This window comes from Micromonospora sp. NPDC050187, assembly GCF_044459745.1.
Classification (GTDB): domain Bacteria; phylum Actinomycetota; class Actinomycetes; order Mycobacteriales; family Micromonosporaceae; genus Micromonospora.
Window position 1 is genome coordinate 31,640 of the sequence record NZ_JBITJH010000009.1, and the last position, 18,559, is coordinate 50,198.

20 protein-coding genes and 2 pseudogenes are annotated in these 18,559 nt (G+C 71.6%); 8 read left to right on the forward strand and 14 right to left on the reverse strand.

Features of this window, described 5'->3' with window-relative positions; translation table 11 throughout:
• Nucleotides 1-238 precede the first annotated feature (238 nt).
• Nucleotides 239-469 (forward strand): hypothetical protein, encoded by a 231-nt coding sequence (locus ACIBJE_RS16115; RefSeq protein WP_396748767.1) that lies wholly within the window; start codon nucleotides 239-241, stop codon nucleotides 467-469.
• 128 nt (nucleotides 470-597) lie between these two features.
• Here the strand turns inward: ACIBJE_RS16115 and ACIBJE_RS16120 are convergent.
• Nucleotides 598-708, reverse strand: a pseudogene (locus ACIBJE_RS16120) (hypothetical protein); the annotation flags it as partial.
• Between the two features lie 465 nt (nucleotides 709-1,173).
• On the opposite strand from ACIBJE_RS16120, the gene ACIBJE_RS16125 reads away from it, so the two are divergent.
• The 5 genes from ACIBJE_RS16125 (at nucleotide 1,174) to ACIBJE_RS16145 (ending at nucleotide 5,573) form a co-directional block, all read left to right on the forward strand.
• Complete coding sequence (locus tag ACIBJE_RS16125) at nucleotides 1,174-1,536, forward strand: group 1 truncated hemoglobin (RefSeq protein WP_396748770.1); 363 nt, start codon at nucleotides 1,174-1,176, stop codon at nucleotides 1,534-1,536.
• Nucleotides 1,537-1,728: 192 nt separating this feature from the next.
• Entirely contained in the window at nucleotides 1,729-3,036 is a 1,308-nt protein-coding gene (locus ACIBJE_RS16130; protein WP_396748772.1) for a TolB family protein, read from the forward strand.
• A 182-nt stretch (nucleotides 3,037-3,218) separates the two neighbouring features.
• Nucleotides 3,219-3,749 carry a hypothetical protein gene (locus ACIBJE_RS16135; protein ID WP_396748774.1) on the forward strand — a complete coding sequence of 177 codons (531 nt, stop codon included), beginning with the start codon at nucleotides 3,219-3,221 and terminating at the stop codon, nucleotides 3,747-3,749.
• A 144-nt stretch (nucleotides 3,750-3,893) separates the two neighbouring features.
• The gene (locus tag ACIBJE_RS16140; protein ID WP_396748777.1) at nucleotides 3,894-4,562 is read left to right on the forward strand and encodes a HEAT repeat domain-containing protein; all 669 of its coding nucleotides are present in this window, start codon (nucleotides 3,894-3,896) and stop codon (nucleotides 4,560-4,562) included.
• A 6-nt stretch (nucleotides 4,563-4,568) separates the two neighbouring features.
• Nucleotides 4,569-5,573: a HEAT repeat domain-containing protein gene (locus ACIBJE_RS16145; protein ID WP_396748780.1), complete on the forward strand. Its 1,005-nt coding sequence runs from the start codon at nucleotides 4,569-4,571 to the stop codon at nucleotides 5,571-5,573.
• 167 nt (nucleotides 5,574-5,740) lie between these two features.
• On the opposite strand, the gene ACIBJE_RS16150 is transcribed toward ACIBJE_RS16145, so the two are convergent.
• Nucleotides 5,741-6,388, reverse strand: coding sequence for an acVLRF1 family peptidyl-tRNA hydrolase (locus tag ACIBJE_RS16150; RefSeq protein WP_396748782.1), 648 nt, complete (start codon nucleotides 6,386-6,388; stop codon nucleotides 5,741-5,743).
• A gap of 227 nt (nucleotides 6,389-6,615) precedes the next feature.
• On the opposite strand from ACIBJE_RS16150, the gene ACIBJE_RS16155 reads away from it, so the two are divergent.
• A complete protein-coding gene (locus ACIBJE_RS16155) occupies nucleotides 6,616-7,149 on the forward strand; it encodes a hypothetical protein (RefSeq protein WP_396748785.1) in 534 nt (177 codons plus the stop codon).
• Between the two features lie 80 nt (nucleotides 7,150-7,229).
• Here the strand turns inward: ACIBJE_RS16155 and ACIBJE_RS16160 are convergent, their stop codons facing one another.
• From ACIBJE_RS16160 to ACIBJE_RS16200, 9 genes and pseudogenes are all read right to left on the reverse strand, one after another.
• Nucleotides 7,230-7,859 (reverse strand): LysE family transporter, encoded by a 630-nt coding sequence (locus ACIBJE_RS16160; protein ID WP_396748787.1) that lies wholly within the window; start codon nucleotides 7,857-7,859, stop codon nucleotides 7,230-7,232.
• A gap of 140 nt (nucleotides 7,860-7,999) precedes the next feature.
• A pseudogene (locus tag ACIBJE_RS16165) lies at nucleotides 8,000-8,476 on the reverse strand (metal-sulfur cluster assembly factor); the annotation flags it as partial.
• Nucleotides 8,473-8,946 carry a Fe-S cluster assembly sulfur transfer protein SufU gene (gene sufU / locus ACIBJE_RS16170; protein WP_396748790.1) on the reverse strand — a complete coding sequence of 158 codons (474 nt, stop codon included), beginning with the start codon at nucleotides 8,944-8,946 and terminating at the stop codon, nucleotides 8,473-8,475. The pseudogene ACIBJE_RS16165 and the gene sufU, both read right to left, overlap by 4 nt.
• Complete coding sequence (locus ACIBJE_RS16175; RefSeq protein WP_396748793.1) at nucleotides 8,946-10,250, reverse strand: cysteine desulfurase; 1,305 nt, start codon at nucleotides 10,248-10,250, stop codon at nucleotides 8,946-8,948. The genes sufU and ACIBJE_RS16175 overlap by 1 nt, the downstream gene beginning before the upstream one ends.
• A gap of 20 nt (nucleotides 10,251-10,270) precedes the next feature.
• Nucleotides 10,271-11,044: a Fe-S cluster assembly ATPase SufC gene (gene sufC, locus ACIBJE_RS16180; protein ID WP_396748795.1), complete on the reverse strand. Its 774-nt coding sequence runs from the start codon at nucleotides 11,042-11,044 to the stop codon at nucleotides 10,271-10,273.
• Nucleotides 11,045-11,371, reverse strand: a complete 327-nt coding sequence (locus tag ACIBJE_RS16185; protein WP_396748798.1) for a non-heme iron oxygenase ferredoxin subunit — start codon at nucleotides 11,369-11,371, stop codon at nucleotides 11,045-11,047.
• A complete protein-coding gene (gene sufD, locus ACIBJE_RS16190) occupies nucleotides 11,371-12,522 on the reverse strand; it encodes a Fe-S cluster assembly protein SufD (RefSeq protein WP_396748801.1) in 1,152 nt (383 codons plus the stop codon). The genes ACIBJE_RS16185 and sufD overlap by 1 nt, the downstream gene beginning before the upstream one ends.
• Nucleotides 12,523-12,613: 91 nt before the next feature.
• On the reverse strand, nucleotides 12,614-14,044 hold the full coding sequence (sufB, locus tag ACIBJE_RS16195; protein ID WP_088983046.1) for a Fe-S cluster assembly protein SufB: 1,431 nt from the start codon (nucleotides 14,042-14,044) through the stop codon (nucleotides 12,614-12,616).
• On the reverse strand, nucleotides 14,041-14,799 hold the full coding sequence (locus ACIBJE_RS16200; RefSeq protein WP_396748804.1) for a helix-turn-helix transcriptional regulator: 759 nt from the start codon (nucleotides 14,797-14,799) through the stop codon (nucleotides 14,041-14,043). Before ACIBJE_RS16200 ends, sufB begins: the two co-directional genes overlap by 4 nt.
• Before the next feature lie 99 nt (nucleotides 14,800-14,898).
• Between ACIBJE_RS16200 and ACIBJE_RS16205 the strand changes: the two genes are divergently transcribed.
• Entirely contained in the window at nucleotides 14,899-15,879 is a 981-nt protein-coding gene (locus ACIBJE_RS16205) for a heme A synthase (RefSeq protein ID WP_396748806.1), read from the forward strand.
• A gap of 169 nt (nucleotides 15,880-16,048) precedes the next feature.
• Here ACIBJE_RS16205 and ACIBJE_RS16210 read toward each other — a convergent pair whose 3' ends face one another.
• The 3 genes from ACIBJE_RS16210 to ACIBJE_RS16220 form a co-directional block, all read right to left on the reverse strand.
• Nucleotides 16,049-16,963, reverse strand: a complete 915-nt coding sequence (locus tag ACIBJE_RS16210; RefSeq protein ID WP_396748809.1) for a RimK family alpha-L-glutamate ligase — start codon at nucleotides 16,961-16,963, stop codon at nucleotides 16,049-16,051.
• Between the two features lie 14 nt (nucleotides 16,964-16,977).
• Nucleotides 16,978-17,313, reverse strand: a complete 336-nt coding sequence (locus tag ACIBJE_RS16215) for a hypothetical protein (protein ID WP_396748811.1) — start codon at nucleotides 17,311-17,313, stop codon at nucleotides 16,978-16,980.
• Between the two features lie 186 nt (nucleotides 17,314-17,499).
• A complete protein-coding gene (locus tag ACIBJE_RS16220) occupies nucleotides 17,500-18,456 on the reverse strand; it encodes a heme o synthase (protein WP_396748814.1) in 957 nt (318 codons plus the stop codon).
• Nucleotides 18,457-18,559 lie beyond the last annotated feature (103 nt).

Genomic DNA, 18,559 nt, shown 5'->3' on the forward strand with positions numbered 1-18,559 from the left:
CCGGGGGGGGGGGGGGTCGGGTGGGCGGGCCCCGCCCTCGGCCCCGGGGGGCCGCGCGCCGCCCGTGGGGGGGGGGGGGGGCGGGGGGGGGGGGGGCCCCCCCGGCGGGGGGGCGCCCCCCCGCCCCTCCCCCGGCACCACCGCACGGACCCTCCGCCCTCCCCTGCCCCGGAAAGGACCGACGTGGCCCAGGTGTATCGAGCCGGGCGACCTGCTGCGGGTCGACGGCTGCGCCTCGGTGCAGTTCGGCGGCGAACGGGCGTTGACCCTGCGGGTGGTGGCGGTGCTGGATGACCGGCCGACGTTCGACGGCTGGATCTGGCTGGCCGGCTACGTGCTCGACGCCAAGGGGCTGGCCACCGACCGGCGGGAGCTTTTCGTCCAGTTCGCCGGGCTGCACCCACTGACCGCCGTGGTCGTTCCCGCCCACTGCCGCCACTCGGGTGCGGCGGTCAGGTCAGCACCCTGAGCACGGACGTCTGTAGCGGCGGGGCCGGCGGGGCGGCCCGGCTGGCGAGGATCGCCAGGGGTTTCCCGGCGTACGTCGTCGATCTCGCGCACGAGGCGGCGGTGGGCGAAGCGGACCACCAGGATGCCCATGGTGGCCAGCAGCGCGTCCCGCCGCAGGTCGACTTCGCGCTGCCGGGGGTCGCCGTGCGTGGTCGCGCCGTCGAGTTCGATGTTGACGTGTTCCCGCTCGGCGAACATGTCGAGGTACCTGGCGCGTTGGCCGATCGGGTGACCGGTCCGCCACTGCCTCCACCAGATTCCGTAGCACCTCGTTCACGTCGTCGACCGTGCCGACTGGTGCGGCACGGCGCAACCGGCCACCGCCTTGGTCTGTGGACAGTCACCGGACTGTGGATAACTTCCGGCCGGGTCGCTTCTCCGCTGAGGGCGGGCGACTTCGTGGCTGGTTGCGGTGGGGCGGGGTCGGCGTGTCGGTGTGGGTGAGCTGCCAGGAAGTCGGGTGGTGAGAGCTCTGGGAAGAGGGTGAGGGGCGGGACAGGCGGTGGGGTGGGTGTTGCTGCCCCGGCGTGGGGCAGCGCATAGAGTTGCGCGTACGGCTCTGAGTAGATTCAACTACCGCGCCCGGCCGCTTGTGCTGGGTCGTGCCATGGTGGTTGCATCGGGCCAACCGGCGGGAAGGGCCTGGTCACTACCGTGATCCGCATGAGTATCTACGACTCCATCGGCGGAGCGCCGGTCGTGCAGGCGGCGCTCGAGGACTTCTACACGCGGGTGCTGGCAGACCCGGCGCTGGTCCCGTACTTCGACGGCGTGGACATGCGGCGTCTGAAGGCGCACCAGCGGTCGTTCCTCACGGCGGCCCTGGGTGGGGCCGAGATCTACGCGGGGCGGGACATGGCGGCGGCGCACGCCCGGCTCGCCATCACCGACGAGGCGTTCGACGCGGTGGTCGGCCACCTGGTCGACACGCTCACCGGGCTTGGAGTACCGGCCGAGACCATCGCCGAGATCGGCGCTGAGCTGGCCCCGCTGCGCCAGGACATCGTGACGAGCCCGGCCGTCTGACCACACGTGCGGGACAGGTGCGCCTGCGGGGTCAGCCACGACGCCTCGGCCCGGAGGTGGCCCTGACCATCCGGCGCGCGTGTCCGATCGAGGACAGGACGGTCGTCTCCCCGTTCCCGCCCTTGCCTGCACTCCTTCCACCGGACGACGCTTGAAGGCGCACTTTGTCCGAGTTAAGGAGATGGCACCGACATGGCAAGTATGCGAGTTTGCCTCACCATGACAGTCGCCGCCGCAGTGGTCATCGCAGTCGCCCCACCGGCCGCCGCGAACGGGACCACCACCACCCGGATCAGCGTGTCCAGCGCCGGCAACCAGAGCAACGACCGCAGTGACGACCCGGCGATCAGCGCGGACGGCCGCTACGTCACCTTCGACTCCGACGCCACGAACCTCGTACCCGACGACACCAACGGCGTCAGCGACATCTTCCTCCGGGACCGGATCACCGGCACCACCACCCGGATCAGCGTCTCCACCACCGGCAACCAGGCCAATGGCTTCAGCCGGGCTTCGGCGATCAGCGCCGACGGCCGCTACATCGCATACCACTCCCTGGCGACCAACCTGGTGCCCGACGACACCAACGACGAAATCGACGTCTTCGTCTGGGAGCGCGCCACCGACACCACTACTCGGGTCAGTGTCTCCACCAACGGGTACCAGGCCAACCACTACAGCGAACTCCCGGCGATCAGCGCCGACGGACGCTACATCACCTACCACTCCCTGGCGACCAACCTCGTACCCAGGGACACGAACAGCGCCTACGACGTCTTCGTCCGGGACCAGGTCACCGGCACCACCCGCCGCGTCAGCGTCTCGACAACCGGCGACCAGGGCAACAGGGACAGCTTCGACCCGGCGATCAGCGCCGACGGGCGCTATGTCAGCTACACCTCAAGCGCCACGAACCTGGTACCCGACGACAGCAACGACGCCACCGACATCCTCGTCTGGGACCGCACCACCGGCACCACCCGCCGGATCAGCGTTTCCACCAGCGGTGACCAGGGCAACGACGACAGCTTCACCTCGGTACTCAGCGCCGACGGCCGCCATGTCAGCTACGCCTCGGACGCCTCGAACCTCGTACCCGACGACACCAACAACGCCACCGACATCTTCGTCTGGAACCGGACCACCGGCACCACCCGCCGGATCAGCGTCTCCACCACCGGCAACCAGGGCGGCCACTTCAGCCGGAGCCCGGCGATCAGCGCCGACGGCCGCTACATCGCATACCACTCCCTGGCGACCAACCTCGTACCCGACGACACCAACGACGCCACCGACATCTTCGTCCGGGACCGGATCACCGGCACCACCCGCCGGATCAGCGTCTCCACCACCGGCAACCAGGCCAACCACCACAGCGAACTCCCGGCGATCAGCGCCGACGGCCGCTACATCGCATACCACTCCCTGGCCACGGACCTCGTACCCGACGACACCAACGACGCCACCGACATCTTCGTCCGGAACCGGGGCGGCTACTGAGCCCTCGTCGCCGTTCGGCGGCGGGGAACCGGCAATCTGCACCTCAACGTCCGCTTCTACCAAGCCCACCATATCCTCGACGGCGACGCGTTCTTCGTAACGATCGTCCGCTGATCGCGGCTCAGGGTCTCCGCAGCACACCCGCGCGGGGCCCCTGAGCACGGTCTGGAAGGAGCTGAGCCGTGCCGACGGTCGTCGATGCTGTCATCCCCACCGACAACGGGTTGTTCCTGGTCCGGGACGTCAGCGCCGTCAGCCGAGAGGCCCGACTGGCGGTTTTCCAGGCAGCCCGGATCCCCAACAGCCGCCGCGGACGTCTCAGCGCCGCCACCGGCGGCATCCTCCTCGTCCGCGGCGCCCACCAGATGACCCAGCCCCGGCTCAGGATCGAGGTCCTCGACACCGCGCCCACCGAGGAGCCGCCGTGGCACTGGGAACCGCAGACCGCGATGGAACTCGCCACCGGCCGGCTCGTGGTGGAAGCGGACCCCAGCTTCCCGCTCGACGTACCGGTGGTCGAACTGCCCGGCGGGCCGGGCCGCTACGCGGTCGCGCTCGGGCACACCGGCCGCGCTGAGATGCAGCGGGAAGCCGCGCGGGTGAGCGCGGAGACCCTCTCCGTCCCCGCCGACGACTCCGCCGCCGCCTGGCAGAGCCTGGACGGCCTGGAGCGGTACCTGATCCGGCTCTGGCCCGAGCACCGGGAGGGGTAGGCGGAGTCCCCCCCCAGCGGGTCACCACACCGAGCACGCCCCGACTTCTCCTGCGCTGAGGCCGTCCATCGACGGGATCGACGGCTTCCCGCTTGACCTTCACATGGTGACAAGGTTTTGACTGTGGCCATGGAGGTGCTTCCGATGACCACGCCGATTGAGGACCCGAACGTGCTGACCGCCCTCCGGGGGCTGGCGAGCGGCGACCCGTCGGTGCGGCTGCGGGCGGCGCTGGCGGTCGGCACGGCCCCGGACCCACGGTTCGTCGATCCGCTCGTCGAGCGGTGCGCAGTCGAGCCGGAGTTCTTCGTCCGCGACATGCTCACCTGGGCGCTCACCCGCCACCCGTCGTCGGTGACGGTGCCGAAGCTCCTCGACGAACTGCGGTCGGAGCGTACGCAGGCCCGGAGCCAGGCGTTGCACACGCTCTCCAAGATCGCAGACCGGCGGGCGTGGCCGGCGATCACCCGGGAACTGCTGACCGACGCCGACGACGAGGTGGCCCGGACCGCGTGGCGCGCTGCGGCCGTCCTCGTACCGGACGGCGAGGAACCGGCGTTGGCGGAGGTGTTGGCGACGCAGCTCGGGCGTGGCGGGCGGGAGACGCAGTTGAGCCTCAGCCGGGCGCTGGTCGCGCTCGGTGAGACGATCGAGCCGGCCCTGCGCGCGGCCACGGCGGATCCCGACCCTCGGGTGCGCCAGCACGCGATCGCCACGGAACGGCTGTTGCACGACCCGGACGCCGGATTCGGCTTCGCGCTCGAGGAGGCGAAGCGCATCGTGGCCCTCGGCACGACCAGCCAGGAGGGATGACCGGCAGTGTTGATCGGTGAGGTGGCCCGACGGTCCGGGGTCAGCGCGCGCATGCTCCGGCACTACGACGCGCTCGGCCTGGTCCGGCCGACGGGTCGTACGGTCGCCGGCTACCGGGAGTACTCCAGCGAGGACATCCGACGGATCTTCCACATCGAGAGCCTGCGGTCGCTGGGGCTGTCGCTGCGGGAGGTCGGGCGGGCGCTCGACGATCCCGGATTCCGCCCCTCGGACCTCGTTGACGACCTCATCCGCCAGACCCGCGACCGCATCGCCGGTGAGGTGGAACTGCTCACCCGACTGCGCCGGATCGGCGCCGCCGAACCCGACGACTGGACGGACGTGCTCCAGGTCGTCGCGCTCCTGCAGGACCTGCGTTCGGAGAACGCGGACAAGCGCCAGCGCGCCGCCCTGTCCTCGGCCAGGGAGGTTCCGGTGCCGGTGGAGGCCCTGGTCGAGGCGGCGTTGAGCGAGGCGGATCCGAACGTCGCCGGAGCCCTCCGCTGGGCCCTGGCCCAGTCCGGCGACGACGGGCTGGCCCTGCTCGCCGAGGGACTCGACGCACCAACGGCCGAGGTGCGCAGACGTGCCGTCCAGGCCGTCGCCGAGATACCGCACGACGCGGCGACCGACCTGCTGCGGGACGCCCTCACGCACTCCGACCTCGCGGTCCGCAGGCACGCCGCCCTGGTGCTCGGGGCCCGTGGCGGGGCCGATGCGGTGCCGACGCTGGTCGAGATGGTCGTCGAGGGGACGAACGACGTCGACGCGGCCGACGCGCTCAGCGCGCTGGCCGGTGACCCCGTGTTGGCGGACCGGATCGCCACCGGGCTCGTCGACCGCGTCGCCCCCGGCGTCTCCGCACCGGCCGCACGCCTACGGCTGGTGCAGGCGCTCGCCGACGTGCCGGGAAGCACGGCGTCGGGTGCCCTCGCCGAGCTGTCCCACGACGAAGACCGTGCGGTCGCGCTCACCGCGACCTACGTCCGCACGCTGCGCGACGAACGGTGACGGATCCGTCCCGAGCGGCGGGCGGGTCGAGGGGCGGCGAGCCACCGGGCCGGTCGACGTACTCGCCGAGGCTGGGTCGCCGGGCGGCTGTTCGGGGTGGCGGCGGCGGATCGCCTCGCGCACGACGGCCAGGCTGATGTCGCGGGGACGTACCTCGACCACCTCGCTCACTCGGGGTCGCGGACGAGGATGTGGGCGGCGAGGGCGGCCGGGATGGCGGCGAGCAGGACGGGGTGGCGGGGCTCGGGGACGTCGAGGAGACGGTCGGCGCGCAGCGCGGCCAGTGGGGCGAGCCGGCGGTCGGCCAGGACGGTGTCGATGGCGCGACGGTCGCCGCCGGTGACCAGCGCGGTGAGCGTCGACGCCTCGGGCAGCAGGAGGCGGACGGCCAGGTCGGCGGCGTCGCCGAGGACCGCCTTGGCCTGGTTGTCGCGGCGGCGGGCGAACCGCTGCTGGGACCAGCCTCCGGCGGCGGTGCGCCCCTGTACGTACCGCGTGTCCACCTTGGAGACGGCGAGCTTGTCGCCGTCGGCGACGCCCACCGCCACGCCGCCCTTGCGCGCCAGCAGCAGGCCGATCCGACGGGGCGCGGTGGCCGCCGCCGCGAAGCCGGTCACGTCCGGTGCTGATGGTGCGCCGGGTGGCGCGTGCAGCTCGGCGGTGGCACCGTCGGGCGCGGCGAGCAGAAGGCCGTACGGCGCAGCGGTGGTGGTCGGGGTGCCGTGCCGGGCCGTGAAGCCCTCGACCCAGCGGGTGATCCGGGCCGGGTCGACCTCGACCCACCGCCCACCGCCCGGTGCCGGCCAACTACGCATGCCAAGGTCCCCTTCGCTCGTGCCCATGCTGCCGACCGAGCTTCCCAGGGCGCGACCGTCGTCCGCATCCCACCCCACCCACCGGGTGACACTTTCGGTAGTTGACTGTTGACAGACGGTGACGATCGATGGGATGTTCGGTGCTCGACCGGCGACGCGGGCGGCCCCACACCTCGATCCGTCGACCGGCCGTCGTCGAACCGATCCCACGATCCGGAGGTACCACCATGCGTCCGTCCCGTCGCCACGCCGCTCTGACCGTCGGTGCGCTGGGCCTGGCCCTGCTGGGTGCGCCACCGTCTCCGGCAGCGGCGGCCACGACGGAGCCCGTCCCCGTACCGTCGGTCGCTCCGGACTCCGGCACCACGACGGGCGGCACCATGACGGACCGCACCGCCCCGGGCAGCGCGGCGCTGTGCACCTTCCAGACCGGGGGCGACTACGTGCACGTGTCGTCGTCGGCGTTCGAGGCGTCGGGACACGGCTGGTGGGTCAACGGCAACTGCAACGCCACGACCGCCGTCGTCACCGTGCAACTCCAGCAGTATTACAGCGACGGCAGCTGGCGGAACGTCGGCACGAAGGGCTCCGCGACGGTCCGCTCCGGCGGTGGTGCCGGTAACCGGGCGACCGGACGGGCCGTGTGCAGCAGCAGTGCCACGACCAGTTGGCGCAGCGTCGTCGACGTCGACCTGGTCGGCCTGCTCGACGACCCGACCAGCCTCACCACGCCGTCGAGGAGCATCGCCTGCCGGTGGTGACCCGGTCCGCCGCAGCCCGTCGCGAGCCGGCAGGTCGCGGGCCCCGGCGTCGCCGGGCCCACGATCGGCCGGCCGCACGGTCAACCGAACAGCATGGTGGCGGCGAGGGCGGCGATGATGGTGCTGGAGGTCAGGGCGGTGACCAGCCGGCCCCTGGGTCCGGTGAGCACCCGGCCGACGAGGCTGCCGCCGGCCGCGACGAGAAGCTGCCAGCTCGCCGAGGCGAGGAACGCGCCGAGCACGAACAGTCCGGCGGCCAGCGGCGCGACGGCGTCGGATCGGCCGAGGACGAGTGCGGCGAAGTAGACCACGGTCGCCGGGTTCAGCAGGGTCAACGCCAGGACGCCGAGGAAGGCGCGGGTCGGCGTGTCCAGGCCCCGCCGCGTCCGTGTCGACGTAGGTGTCCGGGGACGCAGGGCCCGCCACGCGCCGTGGACGGCGAGGGCGAGGAGGACCCCGGCGGCGACCAGCCGCAGCGGGTCGGCGACCGGGGCGACCAGCCCGGCCACCACGGTCCCGCCCAGCGTGGCGAGGGCGGCGTAGAGCCCGTCGGCGGCGGCGACACCGAGCGCGCCGGCGGCCCCGACGCGGAACGAGGTGCGCGCGGTCAGACCGAGGATCAGTACCGCGATCGCGCCGACCGGGACGGCGACGCCGTAGCCGGCGACCAGGCCGGCGAGGAAGGCGTTCACGACGGCGGGCGATGACACGGGCCGGAGCGCGGCAGCGTGCGCTGTCGACCGGCGGCGGCGGCCGGGGTGACAGGGACGCTGAGGCGGTACGACGCGTGCACCCGGTCATCGTCGGCCGGGGACGGCCGTTCCCGCGACCGGTTTACGCAGAGAGCGTCGAGCGCGCGGAGCTGCTCCCGACCGTCGTCGGTGATCTTGTCGGGACCCCATGGCGGGATCCACACCCAGTTGATCCGGAAGTCGTTGACCAGTCCGCCACCCGGGCCGGTGGTCAACGCCTGCCGGCACTGGGCCTCGATCTCGTCGGTCAACGGGCAGGCCGCCGAGGTCAGGGTCATGTCGATGGTGGCGACGTTGTCGTCGTCGACGTGGACGCCGTACACCAGGCCGAGGTCGACCACGTTGATGCCCAGCTCCGGGTCGACGACGTCCTTCATCGCCTCCTCGATGTCGGCGAGGGCGGCCTTGCCGCCGGCCGGCGCGGCGGCCGGGGTCTCCCCCGCCGACACCGCCGTGCTCTCCCCGCCGGCGACCGTCGCGGCCTGCTCGGACGGCACCGTCACGGTGCCGTCGGGCGGCGTCACGGCCGCCTCGGGCGACGGCGTGGGGGCCGTCGCGGTGTCCTCAGAACTCATGCCTTCACCTCCGGGCTCGCGCCCACCCCCGCGCGTGCCGCGGCGTCCTTGAACGCCATCCACGACAGCAGCGCGCACTTGACCCGGGCGGGGTAGCGGGCGACACCCGCGAACGCTACCCCGTCACCGAGCACGTCCTCGTCCGGCGTGACCTGGCCACGGCCGGACAACAGCTCGACGAACGCCTCGTGTACGGCGAACGCCGCGTCGGTCTGCCGACCGGTCAGCAGCTCGTGCAGCACGCTCGCGGACGCCTGGCTGATCGAACAGCCCATGCCGTCGTACGAGATGTCGTGCAGCACGGTGCCGTCGGTGGCGACCCGTACGGTCACCTCGTCGCCGCAGGTCGGGTTGACATGGTGCGCCTCGGCGACCCGGTCCCCCGGCTCGGCCGGGTCACGCAGACCGCGGCCCTGCGGGTGCTTGTAGTGGTCCAGGATGATCTCCTGGTAGAGCTGGTCGAGCTGCATCAGGCGAACACCTTCCGTGCCTGCTCCAGTCCCGCCACCAGGGCGTCGATCTCCCCGGTGGTGGTGTAGAGGTAGAACGAGGCCCGGGTCATCGCCGGCACCCCGAACCGGGTGCAGACCGGGCGGGCGCAGTGGTGGCCCACCCGCACCTGCACGCCGAGCGAGTCGAGCACCTGCCCGACGTCGTGCGGGTGCACGTCGCCGAGGGCGAACGAGATGGTCCCGCCCCGGCCCACCGGCACGGCCGGGCCGAAGATCCGCAGTCCCGGCACGGTCGCCAGGGCGTCCAGCGCGTACGCGGTGAGCTCCTTCTCGTGCCACTGGATCGCCCGCATGCCGATGCCGGTGAGGTAGTCCACGGCCGCGCCGAGCGCCACCGCCTCGGCGATCGGCGGGGTGCCCGCCTCGAACCGGGCCGGCGGCGCGGCGAACGTGGAGCCCGCCATCGTCACCGTCTCGATCATCGAGCCGCCGCCGAGCACCGGCGGCATCGCCGCCAGCAGCTCCGAGCGGCCCCAGAGCACGCCGATGCCGGTCGGACCGCACATCTTGTGCCCGGTGAAGACGACGAAGTCCGCGTCGAGGTCGACCACGTCGAGCGGCATGTGCGGCGCGGACTGCGAGCAGTCCCAGAGCAGCAGGGCGCCCACCTCACGGACCCGCTGGGTGATCCGGGAGGTCGGGTTCACCGTGCCGAGGATGTTCGACACGTGCACCAGCGAGACGATCTTCGTCCGCTCGGTGACCAGGTCCTCCAGGCCGGAGTCGTCGAGCCGACCGTGCTCGGTGACCGGGAACCAGCGCAGGGTCGCGCCGGTCCGCTCGCAGAGCAGCTGCCACGGGACGATGTTCGAGTGGTGCTCCATCTCGGAGATCACCACCTCGTCACCGGGGCCGAGGCGGAACCTCGGGTCGGCGTCGGCGCGCAGCGAGGCGTTGGAGAACGCGTACGCCACCAGGTTGATCGCCTCGGTGGAGTTCTTGGTGAAGACCACCTCGTCCACGCTGGGCGCGTTGACGAACGCGGCGATCTTCGCCCGGGCCCCCTCGTACGCCTCGGTGGCCTCGGTGCCCAGGGTGTGCACCGAACGCGACACGTTGGCGTTGTGCATCGCGTAGTGCTCGACGAGGACGTCGAGCACCTGACGCGGCTTGTGCGAGGTGTTGGCGCTGTCGAGGTAGACCAGCAGGTGCCCGTTGACCTCCCGGTCGAGGATCGGGAAGTCCGCGCGCACCGCCGTCACGTCGAAGCGGGGCACGTCGTCGTACTGCGGCATCCCGGCGGGGATCGTGATGGTGGTCATCGTCCGTGACCGGCCCTTCCTCAGGCCCGCGCCGCGCCGGCTCCGGCCGCGTACCGCTCGTAGCCCTCGGCCTCGAGCTTGTCGGCCAGCTCCGGGCCGCCCTGCTCGACGATGCGCCCGGCCACGAAGACGTGCACGAAGTCCGGCTTGATGTAGCGCAGGATGCGGGTGTAGTGGGTGATCAGCAGCAGGCCGGTGTCGCCGGTGTCGCGGACCCGGTTGACGCCCTCGCTGACCACGCGGAGCGCGTCGACGTCGAGGCCGGAGTCGGTCTCGTCGAGGACCGCGATCTTCGGCTTGAGCAGTTCGAGCTGCACGATCTCGTGCCGCTTCTTCTCACCGCCGGAGAAGCCCTCGTTCACGTTGCGCTGGGCGAAGGCCGGGTCCATCTGGAGCCGCTCCATCGCGCCACGCAGCTCGCCGCCCCAGGTGCGCAGCTTCGGGGCCGCGCCGTCGATGGCGGTCTTGGCGGTACGCAGGAAGTTCGCCACCGAGACGCCGGGGATCTCGACCGGGTACTGCATGGCCAGGAAGAGGCCGGCACGGGCCCGCTCGTCGACGGACATCTCCAGGACGTCGACGCCGTCGAGGGTCACCGTGCCGCCGGTGATCTCGTACTTCGGGTGACCGGCGATCGAGTACGCCAAGGTCGACTTGCCGGAGCCGTTCGGGCCCATGATGGCGTGCGTCTCGCCCGACTTCACGGTCAGGTCGACGCCGGCCAGGATCGGCTTGAGCTCACCCTCGGGCAGCTTGACCGACACCTTCAGGTCGCGGATCTCCAGGGTGCTCATTTATCGGGTCACTCCATTGCTCGGCGTGAGACTGACGTAGATGTCGCCGTCGCGGACTTCGACGGGGTAGACGGGTACGGGTTCGGTGGCGGGCAGCCCGCTCGGCTCACCGGTCCGCAGGTCGAAACGCGAACCGTGCAGCCAGCATTCCAGCGTGCAGCCGGACACCTCGCCCTCGGAGAGGGCCACGGCGGCGTGCGAGCACTCGTCGTGGACGGCGTAGAAGCAACCGTCATCACCGTGTACGACGGCGACCGGGGTGCCGTCGACGTCGGCGCTGATCACGGTGCCCTTCGGCACGTCCTCGGTCGAGCAGATCCTGATCATCAGGCGCCGGCCTTGGTCAGTCGGGCCTCGATCGCCTCGCCGAGCCGCTCCCGCAGCGACTCCACCGGGATCTTGTTGAGGATCTCGGCGAAGAAGCCCCGGACCACCAGGCGGCGGGCCTCGGCCTCCGGGATGCCCCGGGCCATCAGGTAGAAGAGCTGCTCGTCGTCGAAGCGGCCGGTGGCGCTGGCGTGACCCGCGCCGGCGATCTCGCCGGTCTCGATCTCCAGGTTGGGCACCGAGTCGGCCCGCGCGCCGTCGGTCAGCAGCAGGTTCCGGTTGATCTCGTACGTGTCGGTGCCGGTCGCCTCGGCGCGGATGAGCACGTCGCCGACCCAGACCGTACGGGCGCTCTCGCCCTGCAAAGCGCCCCGGTAGCCGACGTGGCTACGGCAGTCCGGGATGCTGTGGTCGACCAGCTGCCGGTGCTCCAGGTGCTGGCCGGAGTCGGCGAAGTAGACGCCGTACAGCTCGGCCTCGCCGCCCCGGCCGGTGTACTCCACGCTGGTGTACTGCCGGACCAGGTCGCCGCCGAGGGTGACCTGCACGTGCGTCACCCGCGCGTCCCGCCCCAGCTTGATCTTGAGGTGCTGGGCCTGGACCGCGTCGTCGGCCCAGTCGGCGACGGTGACCAGGGTGAGCTTCGCGCCGTCGCCGATCGACACCTCGACGTTCTCGCCGAGCGTGCCGCTGCCCACCTGCTCGACCACGATCACCGACTCGGACAGCGCGCCGATCTCGACGAAGGTGTGCGCGAAGGAGAGCACGTCGCGGGGGCCGCCCTGCACGGTGACGGTCACCGGCTCGTGGACCACGGCCTGCGGAGCGACGCGGACCAGCCGACCGATCTCCGCCTCGCCGTAGGCGCGGGCGCTGACCCGGTCGAACGGGGTCAGCACGCTCCCCCGGCGCGGGTCGTCCTTAACCAGCGGGCCGACGGTCACCCCGTCCGGGAGGGGGCCGACGTCGTAGGCGGGCCAGTGCGCGGACTCGTCGGTGACGGTGCCGTCCAGTAGACCCCGCAGCCGCTTGAGCGGGGTGAAGCGCCACTCCTCCTCGAGGCCGGTGAGGGCCGGGAAGTCGGCGACGTCGTACGAGCGCAGCGCCTGCGACTTGGTGCTCGGCGGTGGCGCGGAAGCCTGGATAGTCATCTCTTCCTTGATCAGTTCTCGCGACAACGGGGTCCGGTGCCAGATGGCGGGCGGACCGGTGGGACCGGCCCGCCCGTGGGTGGGGACGGCGTCAGCCGACCGCGCCCTCCATCTGCAGCTCGATCAGGCGGTTGAGCTCCAGCGCGTACTCCATCGGGAGCTCCTTGGCGATCGGCTCGATGAAGCCGCGCACGATCATCGCCATCGCCTCGTCCTCGCTCAGGCCCCGGCTCATCAGGTAGAACAGCTGGTCCTCGCTGACCTTGGAGACGGTCGCCTCGTGCCCCATCGACACGTCGTCCTCGCGGATGTCGACGTACGGGTAGGTGTCCGAGCGGGAGATGGTGTCGACCAGCAGCGCGTCGCACTTGACCGTGCTCGCGCTGTGGTGCGCGCCCTCCATCACCTGCACCAGGCCGCGGTACGAGGTACGGCCGCCACCCCGGGCGATCGACTTCGACACGATGGTGCTGCTGGTGTGCGGCGCGGCGTGCACCATCTTGGCCCCGGCGTCCTGGTGCTGGCCCTCGCCGGCCATCGCCACCGAGAGCACCTCGCCCTTGGCGTGCTCGCCGGTCATGTAGACCGCCGGGTACTTCATGGTGACCTTGGAGCCGATGTTGCCGTCGATCCACTCCATGGTCGCGCCCTCGTGGCAGACCGCGCGCTTGGTGACCAGGTTGTAGACGTTGTTCGACCAGTTCTGGATGGTCGTGTACCGGCAGCGGGCGTTCTTCTTGACGACGATCTCCACGACCGCGCTGTGCAGCGAGTCGGAGGAGTAGATCGGAGCGGTGCAGCCCTCGACGTAGTGCACGTACGCGCCCTCGTCGACGATGATCAGCGTCCGCTCGAACTGGCCCATGTTCTCGGTGTTGATCCGGAAGTACGCCTGGAGCGGGATCTCCACCTGCACGCCCTTCGGCACGTAGATGAACGAGCCGCCGGACCAGACGGAGGTGTTCAGGGCGGCGAACTTGTTGTCGCCGACCGGGATCACCGTGCCGAAGTACTCCTTGAAGACGTCCTCGTGCTCCTTGAGGGCGGTGTCGGTGTCGAGGAAGAGGACACCCTGCTCCTCCAGGTCCTCGCGGATCTTGTGGTAGACCACCTCGGACTCGTACTGGGCGGCCACACCGGCGATCAGCCGCTGCTTCTCGGCCTCGGGGATGCCCAGCCTGTCGTAGGTGTTCTTGATCTCCTCGGGCAGGTCCTCCCAGCTGGCGGCCTGCTTCTCCGTGGAGCGGACGAAGTACTTGATGTTGTCGAAGTCGATCCCGGTGAGGTCGGCGCCCCAGGCCGGCATCGGCTTGCGGCCGAACAGCCGCAGGCCCTTCAGCCGCAGGTCGAGCATCCAGGCCGGCTCGTTCTTCTTGGCCGAGATGTCCCGCACCACCGCCTCGTTGAGGCCACGCTGGGCGGTCGCCCCGGCGACGTCGGAGTCGGCCCAGCCGTACTCGTAGCGACCGAGGGCGGCGAGCTGCTCCTCCTGGGTCAGGGGCTGAACGATCTGCTCGGTCATCTATCTGTCCTCACAGTGGAGACGGTCTTACCGGACGGAACACGCCCCGGCTGGCCGGGAATGTGCGTGGTGCACACCCCGTCGCCGTGGGCGATGGTGGCCAGGCGCTGCACGTGCGTGCCGACCAGACGGGATATCACCGAGGTCTCGGCCTCGCACAGCTGGGGAAACTCGGCGGCCACGTGCGCCACCGGACAGTGGTGCTGACAGAGCTGGCCGCCGGAGGCGATGGTGGACGCGTTGGCCGCGTACCCCTCGGCGGTCAGCGCCCCGGCGAGCGCCTCCGCGCGGGCGAGCGGATCCTGCCCGGCGTCCTCCAGCGCCGCGCGGCAGCGGCGCTCCAGTGCGACGACCTGCTCGGCGGCGAACGCCTCCACCGCCTCCGGGCCGCCGGTGCGGGCGATCCAGCGCAGCGCGGCGGTGGCCATGTTGTCGTAGTGGTGGGTGCCACAGCGCACCCGGGCGGCGTCGGTGAGCACGAAGACCTTGGCCGGGCGACCCCGCCCCCGGTGCGCCCGCACCGCCTGCTCGCGGGCGACCACGTCGCCGTCGACGAGCATCGCGTCGAGGTGGCGGCGGATCGCCGCCGGGCTGAGGCCCAGCGCGTCGCCGAGCTGCGCGGCGGTGGTCGCACCCCGCTCCAACAGGAGCTGTGTGACCCGCTCACGGGTGGACACGTCGGCGGCGGACGCGGACACCCCGGCGACCGGAGCGGTCGCCGGCTGCTGCCCGGAGAGCGCCGCCGCGTTTTTCACAACGCCCACGTTACGTAATTCGCCGGACGGCCGCAAACCCCGGTTCCGGTGATCCGAACCACCGCCTCGACGGAGGCCGCCCGGGACCCGAGCACTACAGTGCGTAGGATTCGCGGTGTGATGCCAGCCGCCCGGTTCCCGGTCTCCGCCACCCTGCTGCGCCGACTCGCGCTCGCCTCGATCATCGCCAACGTCGGGATCGTGGTCACCGGCGGGGCCGTCCGGTTGACCGCATCCGGCCTCGGTTGCCCCACCTGGCCCCGGTGCACCGACGAGTCGTACACCACCACCGCCGAGATGGGCATCCACGGGGTCATCGAGTTCGGCAACCGGCTGCTCACCTTCGCGGTCGGCCTGATCGCGCTGGCCGTCCTGGTCGCGGTCCTGCTGCACCGGCCCCGGCGGCGCGGCCTGCTGCCGCTGGCGGTCGCGGTCTTCCTGGGCATCCCGGCCCAGGCGGTGGTCGGCGGGATCACCGTACTGACCAACCTCAACCCGTGGGTGGTCGGGCTGCACTTCCTCGCCTCGATGGCGGTGATCGCGGCGGCGTACGCCCTCTGGCAGCGGATCAAGGAGCCGGACGGTCCGACGGTGGCCGTGGTGCCGGGCCCGCTGCGCGCCCTGGCCCGGATCACCACCGTGGTCAGCGCCGCGGTGCTGGTCATCGGCACCTGGGTCACCGGCAGCGGTCCGCATGCCGGCGACCATGGCGCGGCCCGCAACGGCCTGGACCCCGAAACGATCTCCCAGGTGCACGCCGACAGCGTCTTCCTGCTGATCGGCCTCTCGGTGGCGCTCGTCTTCGCCTTCCGGTCGGTCGGCGCGGCCGGGGCGGCCCGGGCGGCGCTGGTGCTGGTCGCGGTGGAGCTGGGCCAGGGACTGATCGGCTTCGTGCAGTACTTCACCCACCTGCCGGCGCTGCTGGTCGGCGCGCACATGCTCGGCTCGTGCCTGGTGCTGCTGGCCACCCTGTCGGTGCAGTGGTCGACCCGCGAGCGACGTCCCGCCCCCGCCCCGGAGACGCCCGCCGAGGCGGAGACGAACGCCCAGGAACACCCGGTCAGCGCCGCCCACAGCTGATCCGCCCGGCCCGGCCCGCACACCCGTCCAGCCGCCTGCTCGCGCAGCCGCTCGCCCGCTGAGGTGGTTGGTGGTTGCAGGGGTCCCCTGCTCATCAAGAAGCGGTAACAGGGGACCCCTGCTACCACCCCAACCCCACTCGACGAACCCGCAGCGAGGGCGGGGCGGGTCAGGCGGAGTGCAGGCGGGCCACCACCGCGTCGGCGAACCGGTCGGCGGCACCCTCGGCGTGGCCGAGGAAGAGCGACGGCTCGGTGAGTTCCAGCTCGACCAGGACCGGCGTGCCGTCCGGGCCGGGGATCAGGTCGACCCGGGCGTAGAGCAGCCGCTCCGCACCACCGGGCACCGCCGCGAGGGTCCGCTCGGCCACCGCGAGTTGCTCGGGGGTGGCGGTGCGCGGGTCGATGCGCTCGGCGTGGAACAGCTCCGCGGTGGGCCGGTCGGGGCCGGCGAGCATGGCGCCCTTCCGGATCGCATGGCTGAACACCGGGCCGGTCGGCCCACCGGCGAACAGCAGCGCGGTCTCCCCCACCGTGTCGACCGCGTGCAGGTACGGCTGCACCATGGCGACCCGTCCGGCGGCACCGAGCCGCCCCAGGTGGTCGGTGGCGAGCCGGCGGTGCTCGGGGTCGGCCAGGTCGTACCGGCCGCTGTCCAGGCTGCCCGCGCTGACCGCCGGCTTGACGACGTACTCGCCCCGCTCCGGCGGCTGCCAGGGCTCGCCGGGCGCCACCCAGGTGGTGGGCACGGTCGGCACCCCGGCGGCGGAGAGCGCGTCGAGGTAGCGCTTGTCGGTGTTCCAGACGACCACGTCGGCCGGGTTGGCCAGCCGGGGCACGGTGCGCGCCCAGGCGACGAACTCGTCGCGACGCGCGATGTAGTCCCAGGTCGAACGGATCACGACCAGGTCGTAGCCGGCCCAGTCGACGTCCGGGGCGTCCCACGTGACGGTGTCGACGCACACGCCCCGGGCGGCCAGCGGGGCCCGCAGGAGCCGGTCGTCCGGTTCGAGGTCGGGCAGGTCGGTGCAGGTGACGAGAGCGACCCGGGGTTCCCCCCGGGTCGGCTGGTGGTCGTGGGTCAAGGTCGTGGGTCCGCCTATCGCGCCATGGTGCGCCGGGCCATCGACCGCCACAGGTCGTTGCTCGGCCGCATCTGGTCCATCAGCTCCCGCTCCCAGGCGTTCTCCACGGCGACACCCGCCAGCGCGCAGGCCTGCCGCGCCACGTCGGTGTCGTCGGCGAACTGGTCTGCCCACTCGCCGTCGGAGCCCACCAGCACGATGCGCGCGCCACGCTTGCCGACGTACTCGATGACCGCCGTCGCGCCGCCGTGTCCGGCGGCGAACGACTTGATGCCGGAGACCAGGCCGTCGGGGGCCTCGCCGGAGGCGATCTGATCAGCCGTCAGCGTCGTATCGGAACCATCTGCCATGTCGGGCAGCGTAAGCAGATGCCGCCACGGATGGGCGAGAACGATGAACGAACTGTGATGCCAATTACCCGGAGGTTTAAGGAAGGGCAAAGAAGATTCGCCCGACTATGTCGGTATTTGCCGGGGCGATTCAGGCGGCAAATGTTACAGAAAGATGACAGCCTCTCGAACTGCGTGGAACGACCCCTACAGCAGCGCGTCGAGGGCGACCGCCGCCGCCAGGATCGTGAGGTACGTCGTGGACCAGTGGAAAAGCCGCATCGGCTTCACCGCCTCGCCCCGGGCCGCACGCCGGCACAGCTTGTGCGCCTCGACGATGAACACCGCCCCGACCGCCAGCGCGACCGCGCCGTAGATCGGGCTCATCCCCAGCGGCCAGAGCACCAGCGAGGAGAGGACGGTGAGCCAGGTGAAGACGATGATCTCGGCGTTGACCCGGCGGGTGGAGGCGACCACCGGCAGCATCGGGATGCCGGCGCGGGCGTAGTCCGCCTTGTACTTGATGGCCAGTGCGTAGAAGTGCGGCATCTGCCAGAAGAAGACCACCGCGAAGAGGGCCCACGCCGCCGGGGCGAGCGAACCGGTCACCGCCGCCCAGCCGATCAGCACCGGGGCCGCACCGCAGGCCCCGCCCCAGAAGGTGTTCTGCGGGGTGGTGCGCTTCAACCAGAGCGTGTAGACGAGGTCGTAGTAGACGATCGCGGCCAGGGTCAGCCCGGTGGCCAGCCAGTTGGTGAAGGCCGCCATCAGCACCACCGAGATGGCCGCCAGGACGAGCCCGAAGACCAACGCGTTGCGTGGGGTGACCGTGTGGGTGGGCAGCGGACGGCGCTTCGTGCGCCGCATGACCTGGTCGATGTCCCGGTCGATGTAGCAGTTGATCACGCTGGCCGCGCCGGCCGCGAGGGCACCGCCGACCACCACGACCGCGACCAGCCAGAGCGACGGCAGGCCGTCGGCGGCGAGCATCATCGCCGGGACGGTGGTGACCAGGAGCAGCTCGACGATCCGGGGCTTGGTGAGGGTGACGTACGCCGAGACCACCGCCCGGACGTCCCGCCGCGCACCGGCGCCCTCCGACGTCACGTTCGCCGCAGGCCCTGCGGCGGGACTTTTGACGGGGCGCTCGGTGATCATGCTCACGGACGGCCACCTTCCGGCATCGGCAGGAGATCGGCTCGGCGGCGGCCGGGTCACGGACGCACATACCGACCGACAGCCTACGCGGCGTGATCCGCGCAGCCCG